Origin of the sequence: Natribacillus halophilus (assembly GCF_900100185.1) — a bacterium.
Classification (GTDB): Bacteria; Bacillota; Bacilli; order Bacillales; family Marinococcaceae; genus Natribacillus; species Natribacillus halophilus.
In genome coordinates this window covers 15,241-38,005 of the sequence record NZ_FNEN01000001.1, presented here as the reverse complement: position 1 = coordinate 38,005, position 22,765 = coordinate 15,241, and the positions used below count along the sequence as shown (strand labels likewise).

The 22,765-nt window shown below is 46.2% G+C and carries 20 protein-coding genes, 1 pseudogene and 2 riboswitches; of the genes and pseudogenes, 6 read left to right on the top strand and 15 right to left on the bottom strand.

Features of this window, described 5'->3' with window-relative positions; genetic code table 11:
• Positions 1–85 precede the first annotated feature (85 nt).
• From BLS58_RS00190 to BLS58_RS00180, 3 genes are read left to right on the top strand one after another with little or no spacing between them, the layout of a single operon-like run.
• Positions 86–1,030, top strand: a complete 945-nt coding sequence (locus BLS58_RS00190) for a dimethylarginine dimethylaminohydrolase family protein (RefSeq protein ID WP_090395545.1) — start codon at positions 86–88, stop codon at positions 1,028–1,030.
• A complete protein-coding gene (locus tag BLS58_RS00185; RefSeq protein WP_090395544.1) occupies positions 1,027–1,776 on the top strand; it encodes a DUF429 domain-containing protein in 750 nt (249 codons plus the stop codon). Before BLS58_RS00190 ends, BLS58_RS00185 begins: the two co-directional genes overlap by 4 nt.
• A 15-nt stretch (positions 1,777–1,791) precedes the next feature.
• On the top strand, positions 1,792–2,370 hold the full coding sequence (locus tag BLS58_RS00180) for a protein-L-isoaspartate(D-aspartate) O-methyltransferase (protein ID WP_425433653.1): 579 nt from the start codon (positions 1,792–1,794) through the stop codon (positions 2,368–2,370).
• Positions 2,371–3,266: 896 nt separating this feature from the next.
• Here BLS58_RS00180 and BLS58_RS00170 read toward each other — a convergent pair.
• The 6 genes from BLS58_RS00170 to tenA form a co-directional block, all read right to left on the bottom strand.
• A complete protein-coding gene (locus BLS58_RS00170) occupies positions 3,267–3,866 on the bottom strand; it encodes a DUF421 domain-containing protein (protein WP_090395541.1) in 600 nt (199 codons plus the stop codon).
• Between the two features lie 488 nt (positions 3,867–4,354).
• Entirely contained in the window at positions 4,355–5,359 is a 1,005-nt protein-coding gene (gene bioB / locus BLS58_RS00160; protein ID WP_090395540.1) for a biotin synthase BioB, read from the bottom strand.
• Positions 5,360–5,630: 271 nt separating this feature from the next.
• Positions 5,631–6,407, bottom strand: coding sequence for an energy-coupling factor transporter transmembrane component T family protein (locus BLS58_RS00155; protein ID WP_090395539.1), 777 nt, complete (start codon positions 6,405–6,407; stop codon positions 5,631–5,633).
• Positions 6,400–8,097, bottom strand: coding sequence for an ABC transporter ATP-binding protein (locus BLS58_RS00150; RefSeq protein WP_176764517.1), 1,698 nt, complete (start codon positions 8,095–8,097; stop codon positions 6,400–6,402). The genes BLS58_RS00155 and BLS58_RS00150 overlap by 8 nt, the downstream gene beginning before the upstream one ends.
• Entirely contained in the window at positions 8,078–8,689 is a 612-nt protein-coding gene (locus tag BLS58_RS00145) for an ECF transporter S component (RefSeq protein ID WP_090395537.1), read from the bottom strand. The genes BLS58_RS00150 and BLS58_RS00145 overlap by 20 nt, the downstream gene beginning before the upstream one ends.
• 87 nt (positions 8,690–8,776) lie before the next feature.
• Positions 8,777–8,879, bottom strand: a riboswitch (TPP riboswitch).
• Between the two features lie 55 nt (positions 8,880–8,934).
• Positions 8,935–9,609, bottom strand: coding sequence for a thiaminase II (gene tenA / locus BLS58_RS00140; protein ID WP_090395536.1), 675 nt, complete (start codon positions 9,607–9,609; stop codon positions 8,935–8,937).
• A gap of 93 nt (positions 9,610–9,702) precedes the next feature.
• Positions 9,703–9,805, bottom strand: a riboswitch (TPP riboswitch).
• Positions 9,806–10,070: 265 nt separating this feature from the next.
• On the opposite strand from tenA, the gene BLS58_RS00135 reads away from it, so the two are divergent.
• On the top strand, positions 10,071–10,472 hold the full coding sequence (locus tag BLS58_RS00135; protein WP_090395535.1) for a MerR family transcriptional regulator: 402 nt from the start codon (positions 10,071–10,073) through the stop codon (positions 10,470–10,472).
• A 29-nt stretch (positions 10,473–10,501) separates the two neighbouring features.
• Here the strand turns inward: BLS58_RS00135 and BLS58_RS00130 are convergent.
• The 6 genes and pseudogenes from BLS58_RS00130 to BLS58_RS00105 all read right to left on the bottom strand — a co-directional run bounded on the left by BLS58_RS00130 (position 10,502) and on the right by BLS58_RS00105 (position 16,067).
• A pseudogene (locus BLS58_RS00130) lies at positions 10,502–11,070 on the bottom strand (LysR family transcriptional regulator).
• A gap of 241 nt (positions 11,071–11,311) precedes the next feature.
• Positions 11,312–12,103, bottom strand: coding sequence for an SDR family oxidoreductase (locus BLS58_RS00125; RefSeq protein ID WP_090395534.1), 792 nt, complete (start codon positions 12,101–12,103; stop codon positions 11,312–11,314).
• A 1-nt stretch (position 12,104) separates the two neighbouring features.
• Entirely contained in the window at positions 12,105–12,971 is an 867-nt protein-coding gene (locus BLS58_RS00120; protein WP_090395533.1) for a fumarylacetoacetate hydrolase family protein, read from the bottom strand.
• Positions 12,972–12,985: 14 nt separating this feature from the next.
• The gene (locus tag BLS58_RS00115) at positions 12,986–13,771 is read right to left on the bottom strand and encodes a carbon-nitrogen family hydrolase (RefSeq protein ID WP_090395532.1); all 786 of its coding nucleotides are present in this window, start codon (positions 13,769–13,771) and stop codon (positions 12,986–12,988) included.
• A 17-nt stretch (positions 13,772–13,788) separates the two neighbouring features.
• A complete protein-coding gene (locus BLS58_RS00110; RefSeq protein WP_090395531.1) occupies positions 13,789–14,961 on the bottom strand; it encodes a pyridoxal phosphate-dependent aminotransferase in 1,173 nt (390 codons plus the stop codon).
• A 248-nt stretch (positions 14,962–15,209) separates the two neighbouring features.
• The gene (locus tag BLS58_RS00105; protein WP_176764516.1) at positions 15,210–16,067 is read right to left on the bottom strand and encodes a glycerophosphodiester phosphodiesterase family protein; all 858 of its coding nucleotides are present in this window, start codon (positions 16,065–16,067) and stop codon (positions 15,210–15,212) included.
• Positions 16,068–16,204: 137 nt separating this feature from the next.
• Here BLS58_RS00105 and BLS58_RS00100 point away from each other — a divergent pair, with 137 nt between their 5' ends.
• The gene (locus tag BLS58_RS00100; RefSeq protein ID WP_090395529.1) at positions 16,205–17,140 is read left to right on the top strand and encodes a ketopantoate reductase family protein; all 936 of its coding nucleotides are present in this window, start codon (positions 16,205–16,207) and stop codon (positions 17,138–17,140) included.
• Complete coding sequence (gene pepF / locus BLS58_RS00095) at positions 17,137–18,942, top strand: oligoendopeptidase F (protein WP_090395528.1); 1,806 nt, start codon at positions 17,137–17,139, stop codon at positions 18,940–18,942. The genes BLS58_RS00100 and pepF overlap by 4 nt, the downstream gene beginning before the upstream one ends.
• 38 nt (positions 18,943–18,980) lie before the next feature.
• Here the strand turns inward: pepF and BLS58_RS00090 are convergent, their stop codons facing one another.
• The 3 genes from BLS58_RS00090 to BLS58_RS00080 form a co-directional block, all read right to left on the bottom strand.
• A complete protein-coding gene (locus BLS58_RS00090; RefSeq protein ID WP_090395527.1) occupies positions 18,981–21,425 on the bottom strand; it encodes a transglycosylase domain-containing protein in 2,445 nt (814 codons plus the stop codon).
• 112 nt (positions 21,426–21,537) lie between these two features.
• A complete protein-coding gene (locus BLS58_RS00085) occupies positions 21,538–21,894 on the bottom strand; it encodes a DUF4363 family protein (RefSeq protein WP_090395526.1) in 357 nt (118 codons plus the stop codon).
• Positions 21,895–21,915: 21 nt separating this feature from the next.
• On the bottom strand, positions 21,916–22,659 hold the full coding sequence (locus tag BLS58_RS00080) for a YetF domain-containing protein (protein WP_245722997.1): 744 nt from the start codon (positions 22,657–22,659) through the stop codon (positions 21,916–21,918).
• Positions 22,660–22,765 lie beyond the last annotated feature (106 nt).

The window sequence follows — 22,765 nt, the reverse complement described above, 5'->3', positions numbered from 1 at the left end:
ATCAGAAGTGATCTAGCTTTTTTACCGAGCCAAATCATAGTAAAATAAAAGAAAAATATGGACTTTTACTTGGGAGAGGATGGAAATGAGCGTAAACGTACAGGGAGAAAGATGGTTTCCGGGCGAAGAATCTTTTGCGGAAGAGATGCCGAGGCTTTGGGGCGATTGGTATTGTGATTCGGAAGTAGCCCCGCTGAAAGCTGTGCTCATGCACAGACCGGGTGATGAAATCAATGGGATCGACAAGGACAATTATGCCGCTTACCGTTTTCGCGCGCCGATTCAGCCTGAACGGGCGAGGAAACAGCAGGAGGCCTTGGCAGATATCTACCGTGAACACGGCATTGATGTGCATTATGTAAAAAACCAGCGAAAAGACAGACCCAATGCCATGTATGTTAGAGATTTAATGTTTATGACACCGGAAGGAGCGATTATCGGAAGGCCGGGCAACCCATTCCGAAGAGGAGAAGAAAAGGCCGTCGCCCAAACGTTAACAGAATTGGGCGTCCCCATCATTTCAACGATTAATGGCGATGGCATTTTTGAAGGGGCTTGTGCCATGTGGATCGATGCGGACACCGTTTTGCTCGGAACCGGCAGCAGAGCGAATGCGTCCGGCGTGAACCAGGTGGAATTCGAATTGCGAAATCTCGGCGTTACCAATATTATCAAAACGCAGATCCCTTACGGCAGCATTCACCTGGATGGGTACATGAATATGGTTGATAGAGACAAAATGGTGATTTTCCCGTGGCATGTGACGTACGATTGTGCCCGACAATTAATGGAACACGGCATCCAATTGATCGAAGCCACGAATATCGAAGAAATAAAGCAGACAATGGCTTTAAATTTTGTCGTTCTCGAACCGGGGAAAATCGTCATGCCGGCCGGAAATCCGGAAACGAAAGTATTGCTCGAACAAGAAGGGATCGAGGTCTTGACCGTGGAAATGGATGAAATCATAAACGGGTGGGGAGCGAATCACTGTATGACCGCTTTTTTGCGAAGGGAACCTTTGCCTTGAAGGCTCCTAAAATCATCGGCATCGGCTGGGACGTAGGGGGATGGATGGGAAACAATCATGGGGTGGCGATCTGTGAATGGGACCCGACAACGCATGTCATTGAATGGAAAGGGACGCCAACAGAAATGACGATCCCCGACGATGGACATTTATCGCTGCACCGATTAACAAACGCGGTCACTGATTCTTTTTTCCTTGATACCGGCCATCCTGTCATCATTGGCGTAGACGCACCCCTCGGTTATCCAAAAGAGTTTGTCCGCTTCATCAATGGGGGAGCACACCCGCCTCGAAAACCGCAAAAAGACATTCATAACCCCCTGGCTTATCGATATACAGATCAAGTCATCCATGAAGCGTTGGGAAAGAAACCAATGTCGGCCGCCTTTGACCGTATCGGCAATAACACGACAGTCGCTATTCAGCATACGCGGATGTGGGAGGAAAACGATCATTTCAAAGTCTATCCGATGGCGGAACAGTCGGAAAAAGATAGCAGGATCATCATTGAGGTATATCCCGCCCTGGTAAAAAAATCTAAAACATCGCAAGCGAGCGAAGCGCTTAGAAAATATTTGCCTGCTGGCATACGACCGGGAACGGACGCTTACGATGCCAGCATTTGTGCGCTCTATGCCATAGCCTATGGCACAAATGGAGCCTTGCTTCCCAAACTGGTCCATCCTCCGGAACACGCCAATCACGTTGTTAAGAAAGAGGGCTGGATTTATTATTTTGGCAGTTAAGAAAGGGTGAACACATTGAGCCAAGAAAAAGCCATCATTAACTACTTTGAAAACATGGACCGAAGTTTTTACCTTGATGAGAATAAAGATTTAGCCTCTATGGACCGGCCCTTGCCCATCGGGTTTGGGCAAACGATTTCCCAGCCGACCCTCGTATTAAAGATGACCCTGGCACTCGATCTGCACCCTGAATCCAGAGTGCTGGAAATCGGTACGGGTTCCGGATTTCAAACGGCGTTACTCGCTGCCTTTTCCGAATCCGTCTATTCCGTTGAACGCATTGAACCTTTACAGGAAGGGGCAAAAAAGAAGCTGCAGGAAGCGGGCTTTACGAACGTTTACTTCAAACAGGGGAACGGCAGCCGTGGCTGGAGAGATCACGACCCCTTTGACCGCATTATGGTTACAGCCGCTGTCCCTGAAATCCCGGATGAACTCCTTGGCCAGCTGCAAAGCGGCGGAAAAATGGTGATCCCGATCGGCACGCCCTTTAGCCAGGATTTGACGCTCGTTGAAAAAGATGAAGAAGGCGAGATCTCCCAGAATTTTATTGAATCGGTCGTGTTCGTGGGCTTGGTAGAGGAAGAAGATTGACAGGCAACAAGGAGGCTTCACACCATGGATTTCGATGTCATCGTCGTAGGAGCCGGGCTCGCGGGTTTGGTCACTACGGCGGAAAATCTTCCATGCTGCAAGATATTGAAGGAGGACGCAAAACCGAAAATATAAAGCATAGACACGTCGGTAAACTAGCGTTTAATATAATATCAACTGTATCTCGGGAATCCTTTCCCCAATCACGGATAAGTCCGGTACGAAGATTTTTGTATCATCGATATCGCCTCTATACAGATGAATATCATAAGGTGAACTGAACACTTCGCATTTTTCACCGTCAAGAAGTTAAACAATTTAGCCTTCAACCGGGCAGAAACTTGTTGATGCCGTGTCGATGGCGAGGGCGAGGGCGAAATAAAAACAATACCATCAGCATATTCCAAAATGTGATCTGTGTCTTCACGCATTTTATAAAATGCTTCTACACTTAAATTTTTTTCCTCGGGAAGACGCATGTAAATTCCTCCATTTTACCCTTATAACTTAATTATAGCACAGGAAGGCACGTGAATGATTGTAGCTTCAGCAAATGGTTTAGCGAGCAGCTAAGCGTGAATCTCAAAACCTTCAGGGGCATTCAGCAGCCAGAGAGGTTTTTGTATGTATATAACAGATCAAAAAGGTGAGATGACACAGACTAAACAAGAGAAAACGGGCTGTGAACAAACCTGACCCGTACTGTGGATAAACCACTCCGCCCCAATTTCAAATTAAAGTTAACATAATATATATTATCGGAAGCAAAATTTCACTGTAGAAATCCTCCGAATACCTCGATTCTTTGGGCATTCTGTTGAATATTTATGCATCTTGCCTTCTCTCCTTCTATCTCGGAGGGTTCATTTTTTGTTTAATATAGTGAATCAAGGGGCTCATTGTAATTTGCCCGGGATGTTCGTAGTATTTCCGGGCTCTTTGTTCTCGGTTTCGGTAAAGATATCATTTTGCATCGTCTCCTGGGTATTTGCGTTAGTTGACTGGCCATTTTGAACGAGTTGAACCAGGTTTTGAATATCTTCCTTCGTTGCCGGTTGTTTTCCCGGTTTTAATGTATATCCCAATTGTCCGCTTGATTCGATGGTAGCCATTTCCACGTCTTCCATGGAGGCTATGCCCGCCTCCCGAAGACGTGCTTCCAATTTATCTACGGGAAGCAACAGCTTCTTCAAATTTTTTTCATGTAATGTCCCATTTTCAATAACCGGCACTGCTTTTCCGGATATCACATTTTCTGCCCGGTTAAATTTTATTTGGAGTATTTCAGTGGCAATCAGACACAGGATCAATACAAAAGCGATAGCTAATGTCCACCACGTACCATTTCCGGTTAGCGGCTGGATCATCAATGAACCGATTCCAATCATGATCGCCGTTTGCGGTATCGTCATTTGCGATATTGATCTTCTGCCGCTAATCCTTAAAATCGTTGTACCACCCACATAAATAATGACTGCTTGCAAAAATAGCTCCATCCTTAAACCTCCGATAAACTGGGATCCCTAGATAACATTTACCTCTGGTGAGCTAGCTATACTCAAAATAAAAAACATCCCCGCACCACATGTACGAGAATGTTTCATCTACCCTTCTCTGCTATAATTTTTGTAATAATTACTATTAATAGGCCTATATAACAGGATAATACTGCTCATATGGGGTAGAACCAGCGAACGTTCCGTTAGGTGCCACCTATGTCACAAAATATGGAAATGTGATCTTCCGGAAAATAACCAATCACTTGTTCGTACCCTTCTTGTACTACTGTTATCGCCAGTTTTGAATAAACCTCGAGCGATTGACGACGATTGCTATGACCAGAATTGGGTTGAAGTGCATCGTCAATACCTTTTTCTTCAGCCATGTAAAAAGAAAAGAAAAAATGCCGGCTATTTGCATTAAGTGGCAGCTAAAAGGAGCCTTTCATCCAAAAAAGTATGGGGAGTTACTTGATGACTACCTGCTAATTCTTTGCCAAGCTAGCTTTCATTTCTTCAACCGACTCCACCTCAAACCCAAGGTCCATCAGCATTTTATGATCTTCGGTTTCTTCTTGCCCCTCTGTCGTTAAGTAACTCCCCACAAAAATTGAATTGGCCGCATATAATCCTAATGGCTGTAAAGAACGAAGGTTCACTTCTCGACCGCCGGAGATTCGGATTTCTTTAGCGGGATTCACAAAACGGAATAACGCTAAAACTTTCAAGCAATATAAGGGATCCAATTCGTTGACGCCTTCTAATGGCGTTCCGTCAATCGCATGTAAAAAATTTACTGGAATAGAGTCCGCATCCAGGTGTTTTAAACTGTTTGCCATGTCTACAACATCCTGCCTTGTCTCCTTCATCCCCACAATCACTCCAGAGCATGGGGACATTCCCGACTCTTTTGCAATATCAACCGTATTCACGCGATCATCATACGTGTGAGAAGTGGTAATGTTTGAATGATTGCTCTTTGATGTATTGATATTATGATTGTAACGGTCAATCCCAGCTTTTTTCAGGCGCTTCGCCTGCTCAGGTTTTAAGAGTCCAAGACATGCGCACAGCTTTAATCCGTAAGTTTCTTTAATTTCTTCTACAGCTTCTATCACCTTGTCAACTTCACGGTTGGACGGCCCTCTTCCGCTCGCAACAATACAGTACGTCCCAATATTGAGATCGTGTGCCTGCTTTGCGCCTTCTAAAAGCGTCTCTTTGTCGACAAATCGATAGGCATCAACTGGCGCTGTTGAGATGACCGACTGGGCACAATATCCACAGTTCTCCGGACACAAACCAGACTTTGCATTCATAATCATATTCAATTTTACTTTTTTTCCATAATGATGCTTTCGAATCTGGAAAGCAGCATGCATAAGCAATAATATTTCATCATCGGGACATTCTAATATTGATCCTGCTTCTTCATTGGTTATTTCTCCACCGTCTAACACACGTTCAGCTAATTCCATCCAATTATTCATTTGCTACCTCCACTTGGTTTTTAAGCATTGAGATATCAATGTAATCGCGCGCCATTTTTGCAAAGATACCTTTTGCTCTTTTAAATTAACTCATGTGTCATACTCTGCCTCCATCGTAAGTAAATGAATCACCCGTTTATTGTTAACCATTAATATTTAAAGGTTGACAATATAGTAATATTTTTGTTCTCATCTGTCAATATATCAAAAAGAGGTAGGGTACTTCGGAATCGAACAAGACCCTACCAAAGTAGATGGTTATGGTATGATGTTAAACCCACCCTTGCCTACCGATCATTAAAATAATGAGGATCATGGAAACGATTGTAGCAAATATAGCATCTTTCGATGACCAACGAACAACGCGATAGTAAGTACGGTCTCGACTCCCATCAAAACCTTTGGATTCCATGGCAATCGCCAAACGCCCAGCTTTGCGAATGGCACTGGCGAGCAAAGGAATGGCATAACGCTTCATTTGACGAATGCCCCCCAGAAGGCCGCCACTCTCACCAAGTCCCCGAATACGATGGGCGAGACGCATTTGCTGATATTCGTTTTTGAACAACGGAATTAAACGGTAGGCTGCCATGATGCCATAACCAAAACGTGGGGACAGTTTGCCGTTTTGGATGAGGCTATGCATAAATGTCATCGGGCTCGTGGTTAAGACAAACAGGATCGACCAAGTGCCAAATACAAGGCTGCGAAACCCGAGTGATATACCTGTTTCAATATTTTCCAATGCAATGGGCAAGCCAAAAACCGAAAACAGAATCACGTCTCCTCTTTCTGCAGGAAATATAGCGTTGATCCAGACAAACGTAAAACCGAACAAAAGAAAAGGAATACTGATAAACGCAATGAACTTTACAGGAATCCCGCCCAAGAAATGAAGCATCAATACGGAAACTACCCACAAAAGCAGGGGTGTCCAGGGATCAAAAACGAAAATCATGGTGGCTATGACAGCTAGCAACGCCAGTAATTTCAGTAACGGATTGATTTGTTGGAGAAAGTGATGGGCCGTTTGGTATTGTTCAAGCATATTGAACGCTTACCTTCTGTTGAACTTGATGCTGCCATTGGTATAATTTTCGATCCAAGGGTGTTGTTAGGTTGGTTTGATCCCGTAATGGTTGATAATGAAGGGAATGTAGAAACGTTACGGGCGCTCCCTCATATGCACAACCACCTTCTTGTAAGACAATCATCCGAGAGGCATATTGGTCCGCCAAGCCCATATCATGTGTGATCATAAGAATCGTTTTCCCTTGTTTTTGAAGGGATTTTAACAGTTTCATCAATTGCTCGGTATTCGCGGCATCCTGGCCAAACGTAGGTTCATCAAGGATGAGAAGCTCCTGGTGATTGAAGAGCATGGTGGCAACAGATAGCCGTCGTTTTTGCCCCTGGCTTAAGGAAAAAGGGTTTTGGGCTCGAACATGGGCGAGGTCGAACGTCTCGAGCAGTTGATCGACATGAGATTGAAGCTCGTCTTTGGACCATCCCATACGTTTTGGTCCAAAGGAGATCTCTTCGTCGACTCGCTCTGTAATGAACTGACTCTCGGGATTTTGCATGACAAGTCCGATTTGACTCATAAATTGATCACCTGGCCACGAGGCCAATGGGCGGTCTTTCCATTTAATAATCCCTGAGGATGGTTTTTTTACTCCGAGAAGCAGTTGAGCGACGGTACTTTTCCCTGCGCCATTCGGCCCTGCAAGTGCGACGAATTCACCCCGATGGATGTGAAGTGTAAGCCCGGACAATACGAAAGGGCTCTTCGATTTATGGTCATATTGATAATAAACATCTTGCATTTCAACGATCGGTTTCTCTGATTTTGGTTCCTCTTCTGCTTTTGGATACGGCATAGCGGGCTGCGGGATCCCTTCTTTTTTTAATTGCTGCTCAAGTTCAGTAAGTACAAGCGGAAAAGGATCCCATTTGATTCGGTCTTCCAATGTTATTGCGGTGCGCACCGTTTTGGGTAACCATATCCCATCGGCGAATAATCGGTTCGCATGTTCTTGAAATAAAGCCCTTGGTTTTCCTGTGTAAGCCACCTTCCCACTTTTGTTTAAAATGATGACGTCATCGATGAAATGGATCATATCATCCAGTTGATGTTCGATGAAAATCATCGTTTTATTCGCACGCTTCCCCCAGTGGTCGATCAATGCAAAAACGTCGATGGTTGCTTGAGGGTCGAGGTTCGCCGTTGGCTCGTCAAGTATGAGTACTTCAGGGTCAATGGCCATCAGACATGCCAACGCGAGTTTTTGCTTCATTCCGCCGGAAAGGGCATGAATAGGCTCTTGTCTGACATGTAACAAGCCGGCATTTTGAAGGGAATCATGAATAACGGGTTCCATTTTTTCCCGAGGCACTTGCAAATTCTCCAACCCAAACGCGACTTCTTCTTCAACGGAGTACATACAAAATTGTGTCTCGGGGTCTTGAAAAAGAATGCCTACCTTCCGCGACATTTCGCCTACCGTTTGATGTTGTGGATGAACATCTCCGATGGCGATTTCACCGGAGACTTCAGCGTCTAACGATTGCGGGATGATTCCGTTGAGAGCCAGAATAAGTGTACTTTTTCCTACACCACTTGGGCCGAGAATTAAAGAACGGGAGCCGGAACGAAAGAAAGCTGTAATATCTTGAACCGTCGGTGTCTCCACCGTCGGATAACGGATCGAAAGTTGCTCAGTTTGCACGCAAACCATGATTGCTTTCCTCCCTCTGTTGTTGTAATTTTTCACGTCCGAGTGCGAAATCATTTAATACCCCTGTTCGGGCAAGTTGATCGGCGATGCCTTTACTTAACCAGGCAGCCAGTGCACCGCTTATAAGCATTGTACCAAGCATAACCATTAACAAGCTGGGGGCAAATTGGCTCCAGCCCGACACGAAATAGCTCGTGATAAAATTCGCAGTGGTTCCACCCATACCGGCTAGCATAAGTATCGGAAGCGAATATCTGCGCCATAAAAATAGGGCAATCACTATTTCGCAACCGATTCCTTGGGTAAATCCCAGCAAAAGTACAGACCCTGCACTAACTGAACCAATGAGTACTTCTGTGAATGCAGCAATCATTTCACCCATGAAGGCAACACCGGGCTTGCGAATGATGTACGCACAAACAATACAAGCCATAATCCATAAACCTGATAATAATGCCCCGCCCATAGGACCTATAACGCCGGACAGAAGACCTGCAGCAAAGATCCATATAAGGTAAAGAATTCCGAAGACAATAGAAATGGCAGACATAACGATAATGTCCCGAAGTTGAAGCTTTCTTGTTGGTATCATATTACAGCTTTACCTCCAGCAAAATAAAAGCCACCCTGAGAGAATCAGAGTGGCTTTTGTCAAATAAAAAACAGACTCGTTAATCATGACACACGAACTCCACTTCCCTACGCCGGTATGAACCAGATCAGGTTCCAAGGGTCAAAGCTAAGCTTTTCTCAGCCGTCCAGCGGCTCCCCCAGTGAACATTTATTTCATTGTTTTATAGAAAATCCCCGAAAATGAACAGTATTACAGATCTTAAACTATAACACTGGCCACTTTTCCTGATTATACGACATCTCCCAAAACGAATATTCGAGTTGGCAGCTTTTAATGAAATGATCTTTCATCTGTTCTTTTTCATGTACACTCGCCGTTTTAGCATATGCATCCAAGCGAGAACGGAAATCTTCAGTGACGTTCATTTCGCCTTTTTCACGGCTGTAAAAGTTGATCCATTCGTAGAATGGGTGAGATTTGTTTGGTTGTTTTTCGCTTTTTAAATAGTCTCCGATTTCATTGTAAGTCCATGGACATGGGAGGAGCACAGCTAATATTTCTCCCAGTGACCCACTTTGAGCAACATCTAGCATATGGCGTGTGTAATGATGCGCGGTCGGCGCGAGTCGTTCATATTGTAGATCTTCATACTGAACGCCTGCTACTTCACAAAAGTTATTATGGGGGTGAATCTCGCTATTTAAAATAAATGATATTTGTTCGTTAAACATTGCCATGTCTTTTCGATTGTCGCATTGATGGATCGCCTGTCCATAAATTTGAATAAAAGTATTCAAATACTCAAAGTCTTGCTTCACGTAATGAATAAGCTGTTCGGACTGTAATGATCCGTTTCCGATGCCTTGTACAAAAGGGTGGGTAAAGATAGCCTGAAAAATTGGATCAGCTTCACGTCTAAGTTCTTCTGTAAATGACATAAAATTTCCTCCATTTTTTATCACGAGAGGAGACACGCAAAAAAGCCGCCCTCAGGGAAACAGAGCGACTGGTCATATGTACAGCAATAGATATGACTTGTAACTCCACTTCCCTACGCTGGTATAAACCAGATCAGGTTCCAAGGGTCAAAGCTAAGCCTTTCTCAGCCACTTAATGGCTCCCCTAGTGAATTTTATTTGTATAGGATGTATAGGAATATCCCTACATCTTTTAACAGATTACCACAATGAACGTGAACTGTCTACCAGTTCCGAAAAGAATTTTGGGATCGGAACTCCACCCTTTCAACGGTTTCACTCCTTCCGATGTAAAATGAGCATAAAACCTATAGCCAACTATAAGTCAAGAATGCCAACATGCTTTGACAATGAGCATACAACATGATACATTTGCTCATAGAGTTAACTCGAAGTCTAAATATAATAGGAGATGAGCGAGGATGGAATATTCTATCGGGGAAGTTGCAAAAGAGTTAAATCTGACCGTATACACTCTACGTTACTACGACAAGGAAGGCCTATTGCCTTTTGTAAATCGTACATCCAGCGGAACACGATTGTTTAAAGAGTCCGATATAGAAGCTTTAAAAGTTATTGAATGTCTCAAATCCACAGGGATGCCGATCAAGGAAATTAAAACATTTATCGATTGGGTTGCTGATGGGGATGCCACGTTGCAACAGAGATACGATATGTTCCTGGAAAGAAAAGCGGTTGTAGAAGCACAGATGGAAGAAATAAATAAGACGATGGAACTTATTAATCATAAATGCAACTATTACAAGACCGCTTTGGATGCAGGGACGGAGGATATTCATAAAAAGGATAAAATAGAGGTTTAATCGAGTAGGAGGCGGTGACTAACCGTCTCCTACTCGATTGCATTGTCGTTATATGTTTCAATATTATGTCGAATTCGATCTAAAAATTTACTTGCTGCAGCGGAGAAGACTTGATGTTTTTTCCAGATAATATTTAAACCGGCCTGTAATTCAGGGTTCAAAGGTCTAAAACAAAGGTTGCTGTCGCCTGACGTGTTAATAAGTTTATCTATGCACAAAGCATAGCCAAGGCCTTCTTCAACCATGAGGGTGGCGTTATAAAGCAAGTTATATGTCCCAGTAATATTGCGCATTAATACACCCCAAACATCGGTAGCCCGCTTATCTGTCGGTTCTATGACAATACCGAAGTCCAATAATCCACTGTCTAGTTTATCCGTAATGTCATCCGCGTTGCCACTTTATAAATGAAACTGGATACTTGGATAATCGTTTAGTAATGATTTTAACGTTTTAGCAATCAGGTGCATCGCTTCTGTTTCGCCACCGCCGATGTAGATTTCTCCGCTAATAATTTCTAATGTAAATGTTGTGCTGCCGCCGAAATACTCTGTTGATTCGCTACCGCAATAAAATATCGCAACACTCGTATTTCCATCATGGATCCCTCAATTTTTTTCATCTATGCTTGAATTGTTGTTTAATCAAATTCCGCATTGAATAAGCTAAAAGACCGAGGGTGTTGCTAATACCAACGGTCTCCAATAGAACATGTCCCAGGGGCAGTGTTCACTACTTGGATGAAGTAGTTACCCAGAGGGCTGAATCTCAGGGGTAACTACTTTTTTTCGTTCTTGTCGTGCTACCCCTGAGATACCGGTTCTACTGGATTCTTGTACTTACAGCGCCTTCACCAAGCCCCCATCCACGAGCATCGCTTCTCCGGTAACGTAACTATTCGCGCCTGAGGCGAGAAACGCCACCGTTTTTGCGAATTCTTCCGGCTGGCCGTACCGTCCGGCGGGAATGCTTGCTTCTGCTTCTTTTTGCACCGTGTCTACATCTTTATTTTGCTTCGATGCTTTTAACTCATCCAGCGAAGCCACGCGATCGGTGGCGATTCGACCCGGGCCGACGGTGTTTACGAGGATATTATCGCCGGCGTATTCTGAGGCCAGGCTTTTCGTCAAACCGAGCACTCCCGCCCGAAAAGTGTTGGAGAGCACCATGTCGTCCAAAGCTTGCTTGATCGATGAAGACGTGATATTCACGATGCGTCCGTGTTGTTGCGTTTTCATATGAGGCAAGGCTGCATCGGTGGCGCGAACATAGCTGAGTAAATTTAACTCATAAGCGTTCTGCCAATCCTGGGCATTCACATCTTCAAATCCACCCGCTTTCGGTCCCCCGCTGTTGTTGATCAAAACATCAATGGTACCGTATTGATCCACCGTCTTGCTTACGGCAGCTTTGATGTCCTCTTCGTTCGTAAGATCACAAACGGCATACTGCATCTCTGTCCCGGCGATGTCTCTCCGGATCTCCCCCACCGTTTGCTCCAGTTGTTCTTCGTCCCGGCTTGCGATCATAACTTTGGCGCCTTCGCGGGCCAACTCGGTGGCAATAGCCCGTCCCAGTCCTTTGCTTCCCGCGAGAACGAGGGCTGCTTTATTCTGCAATTGTAAATCCAACTCAATCGCCTCCTCTTTTAAGATCTATAACAGTATTTTCCATCGATGGGAAACCGTTGATATCACAGCGTATCCGATCGCCATCATTCAGCTGCACCGCGCCCGGCGTGCCTGTTGAAATAATGTCGCCGGGCTCCAGCGTCATCACTTTCGAGTGAAAAGAAACGAGCATTTCCGGTTTGAACGTCATATTGGCAACGACATTCTTGCGATGAAGCGAGCCGTTTATATATGTGGCCACTTCCAAAACATGCAGCGAATCCACTTCATCCGGGGTAAGTAACGCGGGACCGAAACTGAAAAAGGTATCAAAACTTTTGGAGCGTGTTAAGTAACGCGGATTTTTTTCCAGAATGTCTTCGGCCGTCATATCAATGACGGTCGTATAGCCGGCAACAACGGAAAGCGCATCGGCTTCGGGTACGTCCTTGCAGCGCTTGCCAATTACAATGCCGAGTTCCGCTTCGCCGGTTGTACGCTCGGATTGGGGAGGCACTTGAATGTCATCGCCGGGACCGATCACCGTTGTCGCCGGTTTCATAAAACTTGCCGGTTCGGTATTGGGCGCGGTTTCATGCAGATCGGCGGCATGGTCGACGTAATTGAGTCCGATGCCCCAAATTTTAGGCGGGCGTCGATATAACGGCCCGAATGTGACGTCTTGTGCATTCATCCCTCCCGGGATATCTTCTGTATTTTCAATCGCTTGTTGTAAATCCGCAATCCTTTCCCTCTCTATAAGCCCCTGCAACGTAACGGGAAAATCCAGGTCATAGTGTCGGTTCACCGCGTGAACCGGTATAATCTGATCATCGAGCCAAATGCCCGCCACTTCAACATGTCCTTCACGATATGTGACCAGCTTCATTTTTCTCTTCCTTTCTAGTAAAGGTCCGGGAGGCGATTTTTGAGCACAGGCACCGCTTCGCGAAATTCATCCGCTTCCGCGAGATCTATGTGCGTGACCATCGTTTCTTCCTGATCAGGGGTCGCTAAAGCAAGCACGTTTCCCCACGGGGAAATAACCGTGGAGTGTCCTGAAAAAGCGGCTCCCTTGTAACTGCCGACAGCCCCGGCAGCAATGACAAAACATTGATTTTCAATCGCCCGCGCGCGCAAGAGCGCGTCCCAATGATCACGCCGTGCGGCCGGCCATTCTCCAAAGGCAAACAATACTTTTGCCCCGTCGACGGCTAATGAACGCGTCACTTCCGGAAAACGTAAATCATAACAAATAAACGAGCCCACCGTCGTTCCCTGCAGTTCATATGTTTTGGCCTTCGCTTTGCCTCCGGATAAATAGCGGGGTTCATCGAGCATAGGCACTAAATGAATCTTGTCGTACGTATGAATGATCTCCCCTTTTCGAGAAATCGTCAGGGCGCGATTGACGACACCGTCGTCAGTTTTTACGGCAATGGAGCCGGCGACCAGATCAACAGCGTGTTCTTTGGCCAATGCCTGTAAAAATTGCTGCGTCGTCCCGTTCTCCTCATCCGCGAGCTGTTCGATGTCGGGAAGCGCGTAGCCGGTCGTCCACATTTCCGGCAACACGGCAACGTCCGGTCGCTGCTGCTCAACAACCTCCTGCAGCCACCGCTGCACCTTGTCCCTGTTTGCATCAGGCTTCCCCGCTTGCACATCCATCTGATAAATCGCGACTTTCATACCTTATTATCCCTCCCTTAAAAGACATTAAGCTTAGCCACACGATCCAGAGCTTCCTCGATCACCGCTTCATCATTGACGAGTCCTATTCGTACATACCCTTCGCCGTGCTCGCCAAAACCGCGCCCCGGAGCAACGGCCACATGGGCTTCCTGCAGCAATTTGTTCGCGAACTCGTCAGACGAGAAGCCATCCGGACAAGGAAACCAGGCAAAAAAAGAGCCTTTAGGCGCTTCGCCATTCCAACCCAAATCACGTGCTTTTTTCACCAATACATCCCGGCGGCTCTCATACATCCTAATCAACTCGTCCACATGATCTTGCAGGCCTGTCAACGCGTCAGCCGCAGCTTTTTGCACCGCTCCGAACAAGCTGACATACATGTGGTCCTGAATGGTATTCAGCATTTGAATCACCGATCGATTCCCGGCCGCGAACGCTACGCGCCAACCGGCCATATTATACGTTTTCGATAAAGTATAAACCTCGATCCCCGTCTCTTTCGCCCCCGGAATCTGCAAAAAACTGTCATGCTGTTTGCCGTCAAAACTAAGCGCGCCGTACGCGAAGTCATGAACGACACAAATATCATTCTCAGTAGCAAAATCCACCGTTTCCTCGAAGAATGAGCGATTAGCCACTGCCCCCGTCGGGTTGTTCGGATAATTTAAAAACAACAGTTTCGCCTTTTCTTTTGCTTCTTCGGAAATATTATCATACCGCGGCAAAAAGCCGTCTTTCGCCCGTAAAGGCATCATCTCCATTTTCGCGTTCGCAAGCGCCACGCCTGACCAATAATCGGGATAACCCGGATCAGGCACGAGCGCGACATCGCCGGCATCGAGCATACACTCGCTTACTTCGACGAGCCCGCCTTTTCCCCCGAAGAGCACGCACACTTCTTCATCAGGGTCCAAATCGACATCAAATTCGTTTTTATAGTATTCGGCGGCCGCTTCTTTCAAAAAGCGAAACCCCTGAAACGGGGAATATTTATGATAGCGCGGTTCTTCCGCAGCCGATTGCAACGACTCGATAATATGGCGGGGCGTCGGTTGATCGGGGCTCCCCTGGGCAAGGTTAATCACGTCATGCCCTTCATTTTTGAGGGCGAGAATATTTTTTTCCAACTTGGAAAAATACTGGTCGGGTAAACGTTTAATCGCTGCTGATGCTTGAAAGGTTTTCATTGTGAGCTTCATCCTTTTTTCCATCAGTTTAACATTTTTTCGTTCCTCTTAGTGGTGTGTTTCAGAAATCCTTTCACCATGACCTTTCACCACGATTAGTATAGATCGGACCATTTCGAAAGGAAAATCAGGGAGTGACACCAGTCATCGCGTGAAATCAGCGCCAAGTGGTATCACTCGAAGGAAGTGACACCTTTCATCGAGCGAGATCAGTCCCGAGTGGTATCACTCCAACCAAGTTACACCTTTCATCCCGCGAAATCTTTGTCAGGTTCGAAAAATTCAAATATAACGTTGTCATATTTGCCATCCAGGGCGTGGTGCATCTCTTCTTCACTGATAATCGTCCAAGTAAGCAAATCAACGTTTTTCGCTTTTTGCCGGTTAGCCAGCCACTGTGGCATCCAATCGTATTCATAGGCGACAAAATGCGGTTCACTGAAATTATTCAGAGCCAAGTACCTGAGCGCGAATGCTTCATAAAAGGGAAGATTTTCTCCCTCGAAACTGCCGGACAGTTGTCCCCGGATGATATCGGGCGCTTGTTCTTTGAAAAATTGCAAAACGAATGGATTGAAAGCCTGGATGGCAAAATCCCCGTCATAATCCTGGACTAATTCAAGTACGCCTTCTTCCAGTTCTCCGACGGAACCTTCGTTCTTGATTTCAATGAGCAAAGGGACCTCCCCATCAACGCGTTCGAGGACATCATCGAGCCGGGGAATCGTTTCCTCTGTCTCCAACAGCGTAAGCTCCTTCATTTCTTGCCAGGCAGTCTCATCCACGTAGGCATCAACCCCCGTCATTCTCTGTAAATGAGCGTCATGAAAAACAACGACTTCCCCATCAGCGGACAGATGAATGTCGATTTCGATGGCATAGCCTTTATCCATTGCTTTTTCAACCGCTGCCATGGAATTTTCCGGGATGGTCAAGTCTTCTGTGTGGAAACCCCTGTGGGCAATAGGTATGTCTGTAAGCCACTCCGCACCTTCCGTGTGCTCCATGCTCGGTCCGGGATTAATATATATGTACGCACCTACACTTAGCACCACAACCAAAATGAATGAGCCAATCATCCACAAGGCTATTTTCGTTTTTTTCATGTCACCCTTTCCTTCCCCGAATATCTTTCTACAGTTTAACATTTTTTCTTCCGCGGGAGCCACTTGATGCACAAGTATTTCCACTTTTGGCCCATTTCGTTATACTGGATATTGAGAGATCGAAAGGAGGAAAAGGCATGGGATTAAAGTTTCTTGTTGTCGGCGCGGGCGCGGTTGGTGGCTACTTTGGCGGGCGGCTCTTCGAAGCCGGAGAAGACGTCACCTTTCTCGTGCGCCCTAAACGGCGACAACAGTTGCAAAAAACAGGGCTCGTGCTGCAAAGCGTCAAAGGGGATGCCAATCTTGCTCCCCCGCTGATCGAAAAAGGGGAGACGGACACATTTGACGTTATTCTGCTTAGTACAAAAGCCTATCAGCTCGAAAATGTAGCCTCGGACCTGACACCTTTTATGCATGAGGAGACGGTGTTAATCCCGCTGTTAAACGGGATGGAACATTTGGAAACGCTCAAACGTTTTTTCAAAAAAGAAGCCATCCTCGGCGGACTCTGTTTTATTGAATCCACCCTGACACCTGAGGGATATATTCAGCATACGAGCAGCGGCCATCGCCTCACGTTTGGAGAATTAGATGGATCACAAACAGATCGTGTGCAAAACATTGCCGATGCCTTTGCAAACACAAATGCCGATGTACAATCGAGTGAGCAGATTTTAAAAGATATGTGGCGAAAATACTTATTCATCACAACTTTATCCGGCATCACCACCCTCTTTAACAGTCCGGTCGGACCGATTCGCGCATCGACGGAAGGTCTGGCGTTTACCCGCCTGCTCATTCAGGAAATTACGACCGTCATGCAACATACAGACGCACCGATCGCAGATGATTTCGCTGAAAAAGCATGGGGGCAATTCATGAAACTCTCTGCGGAAACGAAGGCATCGATGCAAAAGGATATTGAAAAAGGTTTGCCCGTGGAAGCCGACCACATCCAGGGTTACCTACTTAAAATCGCCAAAGATTATGACCTCGACACCCCGTATTTGCATACGACTTACACCAATCTGAAAGTCTACGAACAGACCCGTGGAAAGGATGATACCCGATGAGCATTGACACGTTGAAAAAGCGCGCCGACATTCCGGAACAAGAAAAATGGAAAATCGAAGACTTGTTCAGCGATGAAACCGAATGGGAGAAAGCTTATGAGGCTTTGCAAAACGAGATTCCCGACGTCCGCGTGTACAAAGGTCGCCTGCAGGAAAGCGCGGACGTCTTGCTCGCTTGCCTGCAAACGCATGAACGCCTGCAGGAAAAGCTGATTCCGATCATGACTTACGCCCGACTGCAAATGGCCACAGATGGCACTGATCCGAATAACCAGTACCGGCAAGGAAAGGCCAGTGCCTTATATAGCGAGTATCAACAAGCGGTTTCTTTTATAACGTCTGAAATCATTGCTTTATCCGAAGAAACGATCTCGGCTTATTTTCGGGAGTCACCAGAGCTTCATAACTACGACACGCCCATTCAAGCGATATTAAGGGAAAAACCTTACGCCTTCTCACAAGAAAGCGAAGAAATCCTTGCGGCTCTCGGCGAAGTTCATGATGCCCCTTTTAAAATCTATCAGCAGAGCAAATCTTCCGATTTAAGCTTCCCGCCTTTTAAAGATGACCTGGACGTGGAATATCCCTTGTCCTTCGCCCTGTACGAAGATAAATATGAATTCTCCGCGAAGACGAGCGTGCGCCGCAACGCCTACGAAAAGTTCATCGAAGGATTGAGTCGCTATCAGGACACTTATGCGAGTACCTATGCCACGGAAGTGCGAAAACAGGTCCTTACGTCTCGCTTACGCGGTTATGATTCGGTCACCGATATGCTCCTGCACAACCAACGCGTGTCCAGGGACACCTACGAACGGCAAATTGATACGATCTATGAGCAATTAGCCCCACACATGCAGCGCTATGCCAAGCTGAAACAACGCATACTCGGTTTGAATGAAATGACCTTCGCGGATCTTAAAGCCCCCATGGACCCTGATTATGAACCGGAAATCAGCTACGGGGAAGGCGCCGAAACCATTCTCAATGCCCTGGAAATCATGGGGAGCGAGTACGTATCGATTATGGAAAAAGGATTGTATGAAGGCTGGGTGGACCGAGCCAATAATATTGGCAAGCAAACCGGCGCCTTCTGTTCGAGCCCCTATGGCGCCCATCCTTACATCCTTATCACCTGGACGAACATGATGCGCGGAACGTTTGTACTCGCTCATGAACTCGGTCATGCCGGCCATTTTTATCTCGCCAATCAACACCAGAGGGCCGGGAGCGTCCGGCCATCCACCTATATGATTGAAGCGCCATCGACGATGAACGAAATGCTGCTCGCCCGGCATTTACTCAACAAATCCGAAGACCCGCAGATGAAACGCTGGGTGATTCTGTCCTTGCTCGGCACCTATTATCACAATTTTGTTACCCATCTGCTCGAAGGCGCATTTCAACGGGAAGTCTATCGCGTCGCTGAAGAAGGCGAACCTCTCACTTCCAAAAGATTAAACGAATTAAAATATAATGTGCTCGCCGGATTTTGGGGAGATGCCGTGGAGCTTGATGACGGAGCAGCCCTCACTTGGATGCGACAACCGCATTACTATATGGGCCTCTACCCTTACACCTATTCAGCCGGGTTAACAGCCTCCACCGCCGTTTCGGGAAAAATTATCCAGGAAGGGCAACCCGCCATCGAACGTTGGCTCTCTATGCTTAAAGCCGGGGGAACGCTTGACCCAATTGAATTGCTGAAAAAAGGTGGCGTGGACATGACCACCTCCGAGCCGATTTCCCAGGCGGTAAGCTACGTCGGTTCGTTGATCGATGAACTGGAAAAAAGCTTTTAAATGGAAAAAGCCCGGATGACACCGGGCTTTTTTATGAGTTACTCATCGGTTTCGTCTTCTTCATCTTCTTCCATTACCTCTACCTCGTTCTCTTCTTCTTCGTCATATTCCGCATCTTCGTCATCCTCTTCATCCTCATTCTCGCCATTTTCATCCTCGTCCTCTTCTTCCTCTTCTTCCTCTTCTTCCTCACTCTCGTCTTCCTCTTCATCTGACTCTTCGTCCTCTTCTTCGCTTTCGTCTTCGTCTTCCTCTTCCTCTTCTTCGCCTTCTTCTTCATCCTCGTCTACATCTTCTTCATCGTCTTCTTCATCGTTTTCCTCTTCCTCTTCATCTTCTTCCTCGTCACCCTCTTCATCTTCCTCATCATCTTCATCTTCCTCATCATCTTCGTCGTCTTCTTCCGGTTCCTCTTCTTCTATGCCTTCCTCCTCGGGTGTTTCCGGCGTCTCTTCTTCTGTTCCTTCCTCATCATCTTCTTCCATTACTTCTTCCGGCGGATTTCCACAGCGATAGAGTTCGCCGTCTGTCTCACAAACGGAATTCGGACGTGAAAAGTCCTCGGTTCCCTCTCCTTCGTGAACATTGCTCATGATAATGCGGAAAATATCCTGGGCAATGTCCCGTTCTTCACCTATTAAATAGTCACTCCCGTGTTCACTGTCAAATCCAGTCCACACAGCCGCCGTATAATCAGTGGTATAACCGTTGAACCAAACATCCGGCACACCCCCATCCGGGATGCCATAATTCTCCTGGTCTTCAGGAGTGAAATTCGAAGTTCCGGTCTTTCCCGCCAGAGGCAGTCCTTCAATATTCGCGCGTTGACCGGTTCCGGAAGAGTCATCGACAACACCCGTAAGCATATCCGACATCATGTAAGCGGTCGATTCATACATCACTTGGTCGGATTCGGGTCTATTGTCTATCTCCTCTCCATCACGAAATTCCACATTGCGAACGGTATAAGGTTCATTATAGGTTCCTTCATTTCCGAAGGCGGCATAGGCACCGGCCATGTCCATACTGGATACACCCTGGGAAAAGCCTCCTAGCGCATAGCCTTCGGTAATATTCTGCTCAAAATCGAGCCCAAGACTTTCGCCAAACGTTTGTGCATCCTCCAAACCGACTTCCTGGATCGCTTTTACAGCAGGAATATTTAATGAGCGCACAAGCGCTTCCCTCATTGAGACCTCTCCACTGTAACTGCCGCCATAATTACGAATGGAAGTCCCATTCGAATATTCATGCGGTTCGTCGTCAATGGTTTCTCCGGTGTACCAATCCAGTTCCTCTATGGCCGGACCATAATCAAGGATGGGTTTTATCGTCGAACCCGGTGAGCCACTGGCAGCAGTCGCGTAATTCAAGCCCCTTTCTTCTTCTGTTTCCTCTCGATTACCTACCATAGCACGAATTGCTCCGCTTTCCGTGTCAAGGAGTGAAAAGCCTACCTGAAAATCGTCACTATCCGGGTATTGATCAATATATTCATCGCTCTGAATAACATCCTGTGCGATCTCTTGCGCCTCCGGGTCAATGGTTGTATAAATGTCAAAACCGTCCGCGTATAGATCAGAGGTTTCAATCCCTTCAATGTTTTCAACTTCTTCCATCACCTGGTCAATGATCGATTGATAAGCGACATTGTCCGGAGGTGTGTAATCCAGTTGCTCTTCGATATCCACAGCCATGGCGTCTGTGGCTTCATCCTCACTAATTAATTGTTGCTCTTCCATCATAGAGATGACCAAGTCCCGACGCTCTTCAGCCTCCTCCGGGTTATTTTGCGGATTATAATAGGAAGGGCGCCGCGGAATAGCTGCCAGGACGGCGGCATCGGCGACCGTCAATTCATCCAGGTCCTCTTTATTAAAGTAACGAATGGCGGCCTCTCCAACCCCCCAGGCTGAACTGTCGAAGTAACTGCTGTTCAAATACATTTCCAGGATTTCATCCTTGGTATATTGCTGCTCCATTTGCAAAGCGAGCCATTGTTCCTGCAATTTTCTTTCAATCGATTGGTCGGAGGATAAGAAGGCCTGTTGGACAAGTTGCTGGGTAATGGTACTCGCCCCTTCAGATCCAAACCCATCAGTAATATTAGAGACAATCGCTCCGCCAATCCGGTACATGTCAATGCCGCTGTGTTCATAAAAACGAGAGTCTTCAACCGCGATAAAAGCATTCCTGAGATGTTCAGGCACGGCATCGATTTCCTGATACGTACGATTCTCGGATCCTTGCAACCGTCCGAGCTCATTATCATTCATATCATAAATCGTTGCCCCTTCCGCAAACGTAAGTTCTTCTGCATTGAGCTCAGGGGCCTCCGAAATCATTGCCGCTCCTGCCGCTGTCATCACGACCAAACCAACAACCAGAACGCCAATGAAGGTGAACAAAACTTTTTTAATCGGGGACCGTTTTTTCTTCTCTTCAGCCCGGCGTTTCTCCGTTCGCGAACGGTGCTGCGCCATTAGCTATTCCTCCCATTATCTTCTGTAATGCTTGTAGAGGCACTTATTTTCATATATTTTCAGTTTGATAGATTAAGTTCCTATTGTAAAGTAACTCAAGCTGCAATATCAATCACCACCCCAGCGTTTCCCATAATTCATAGAAATGGTACGCTTCCGGAACAATGCTGTCAGCGTCTTCCTGTTCAATGCCGCCTTTCATTCTGGAGAGGGATTCACTGATGGCGAGCACATCATTCCTAGGCACGCTGAATTGCACCCGTTTGGCTATTCGATCCCAAACGACTTTAGCATGGGCCTGTTCCCGTTCTGCTTCTTCCCAATTCTCTTCTTTAGCATATGCTTCAATGTTTTGCACATAAAGAAGAAGATCTTCATCTGACTCCTTGATCCAGCTGCCGCTCGTAATGACAGCTACGGAAACGATGATAAATGTAATGGGTATCGCATAAAGTAAGAAAGTTCTCATAACATCATCCCCGTGGGAGTTTTAATAAGGACCGGGATAATCACTAATGTTCATTTCATCATCCAGCTGATCATCGTATAAGTCAACATACAGCGTATCATTCGGTAAGATCGCGGCATAAGAAACGTCCTCAAGCCTGTGGATGCCTTTAGCCTTTAGTTGCCCCAGCAACCACTCGTAATCTATATTACGCTGCCTGAGGTTTTGTTCAATGAGCTCACCTTCGATCAACACTTCCGTCGTCAATTTGGTTCGTTGGGATGAAACGTTTAAGTCTTTTTTTTGCACATACTGATAGTCAGAATGTAGCAAGATCGACACGGAGCCGTCCGGTTCCAATAAAGCGGCTTCCACTTCATCCGGGGAAAAAATATTTTTCGTTCGTAATTGGACCATTAATTCATCTTTGGTGATACGTACTTTTTGTAAATTTTTTTCCAGTATCTTCCCCTTTTCCATGAGAACGACCGGTTCCGCGTCCTGAACCTTGGAAAGCAGGCGGCTCTTAAGGCCGACTAACTGCAACAAAATGGTAAGAACAAGAAATACCGTAAGCGCGAGCCAGTGAATAAAGGCACTCATGTTAAGATCGGTCGCTAGTGTCGCGGCGATGGAACCAATCGTAATGCCATTAATATAATCAAACATCGTAAAATTGCCGATCTGTTGTTTCCCGATCAATCTGGCATAAAGAAAAATTACAAAAAACGTAATGGTGGCTCTCACGATGACGACTAAGGGCTCCTGCATGATGGTCTCCTTCATAAAGTGATACTCTTAGATTCTCCCCTTTTCTTTTTATTATAACTCTGTGTAAAATCAAACTTAGCAGGGCAAAATGTAAAACGTTAATAATCGCCAAAGGCAGGTG

Bases quoted from the DNA above. Each gene is read 5' to 3' on its own strand.
- BLS58_RS00170 (WP_090395541.1), bottom strand. From the start codon at position 3,866: ATGGAGCTATTTTTGCAAGCAGTCATTATTTATGTGGGTGGTACAACG.
- pepF (WP_090395528.1), top strand. From the start codon at position 17,137: ATGAGCATTGACACGTTGAAAAAGCGCGCCGACATTCCGGAACAAGAA.
- BLS58_RS00110 (WP_090395531.1), bottom strand. From the start codon at position 14,961: ATGAAAACCTTTCAAGCATCAGCAGCGATTAAACGTTTACCCGACCAG.
- BLS58_RS00145 (WP_090395537.1), bottom strand. From the start codon at position 8,689: ATGATACCAACAAGAAAGCTTCAACTTCGGGACATTATCGTTATGTCT.
- bioB (WP_090395540.1), bottom strand. From the start codon at position 5,359: ATGAATAATTGGATGGAATTAGCTGAACGTGTGTTAGACGGTGGAGAA.
- BLS58_RS00120 (WP_090395533.1), bottom strand. From the start codon at position 12,971: ATGAAGCTGGTCACATATCGTGAAGGACATGTTGAAGTGGCGGGCATT.
- BLS58_RS00085 (WP_090395526.1), bottom strand. From the start codon at position 21,894: ATGAGAACTTTCTTACTTTATGCGATACCCATTACATTTATCATCGTT.
- BLS58_RS00080 (WP_245722997.1), bottom strand. From the start codon at position 22,659: ATGAAGGAGACCATCATGCAGGAGCCCTTAGTCGTCATCGTGAGAGCC.
- BLS58_RS00090 (WP_090395527.1), bottom strand. From the start codon at position 21,425: ATGGCGCAGCACCGTTCGCGAACGGAGAAACGCCGGGCTGAAGAGAAG.
- BLS58_RS00135 (WP_090395535.1), top strand. From the start codon at position 10,071: ATGGAATATTCTATCGGGGAAGTTGCAAAAGAGTTAAATCTGACCGTA.
- BLS58_RS00100 (WP_090395529.1), top strand. From the start codon at position 16,205: ATGGGATTAAAGTTTCTTGTTGTCGGCGCGGGCGCGGTTGGTGGCTAC.
- BLS58_RS00150 (WP_176764517.1), bottom strand. From the start codon at position 8,097: ATGGTTTGCGTGCAAACTGAGCAACTTTCGATCCGTTATCCGACGGTG.
- BLS58_RS00190 (WP_090395545.1), top strand. From the start codon at position 86: ATGAGCGTAAACGTACAGGGAGAAAGATGGTTTCCGGGCGAAGAATCT.
- BLS58_RS00155 (WP_090395539.1), bottom strand. From the start codon at position 6,407: ATGCTTGAACAATACCAAACGGCCCATCACTTTCTCCAACAAATCAAT.
- BLS58_RS00105 (WP_176764516.1), bottom strand. From the start codon at position 16,067: ATGAAAAAAACGAAAATAGCCTTGTGGATGATTGGCTCATTCATTTTG.
- BLS58_RS00115 (WP_090395532.1), bottom strand. From the start codon at position 13,771: ATGAAAGTCGCGATTTATCAGATGGATGTGCAAGCGGGGAAGCCTGAT.
- tenA (WP_090395536.1), bottom strand. From the start codon at position 9,609: ATGTCATTTACAGAAGAACTTAGACGTGAAGCTGATCCAATTTTTCAG.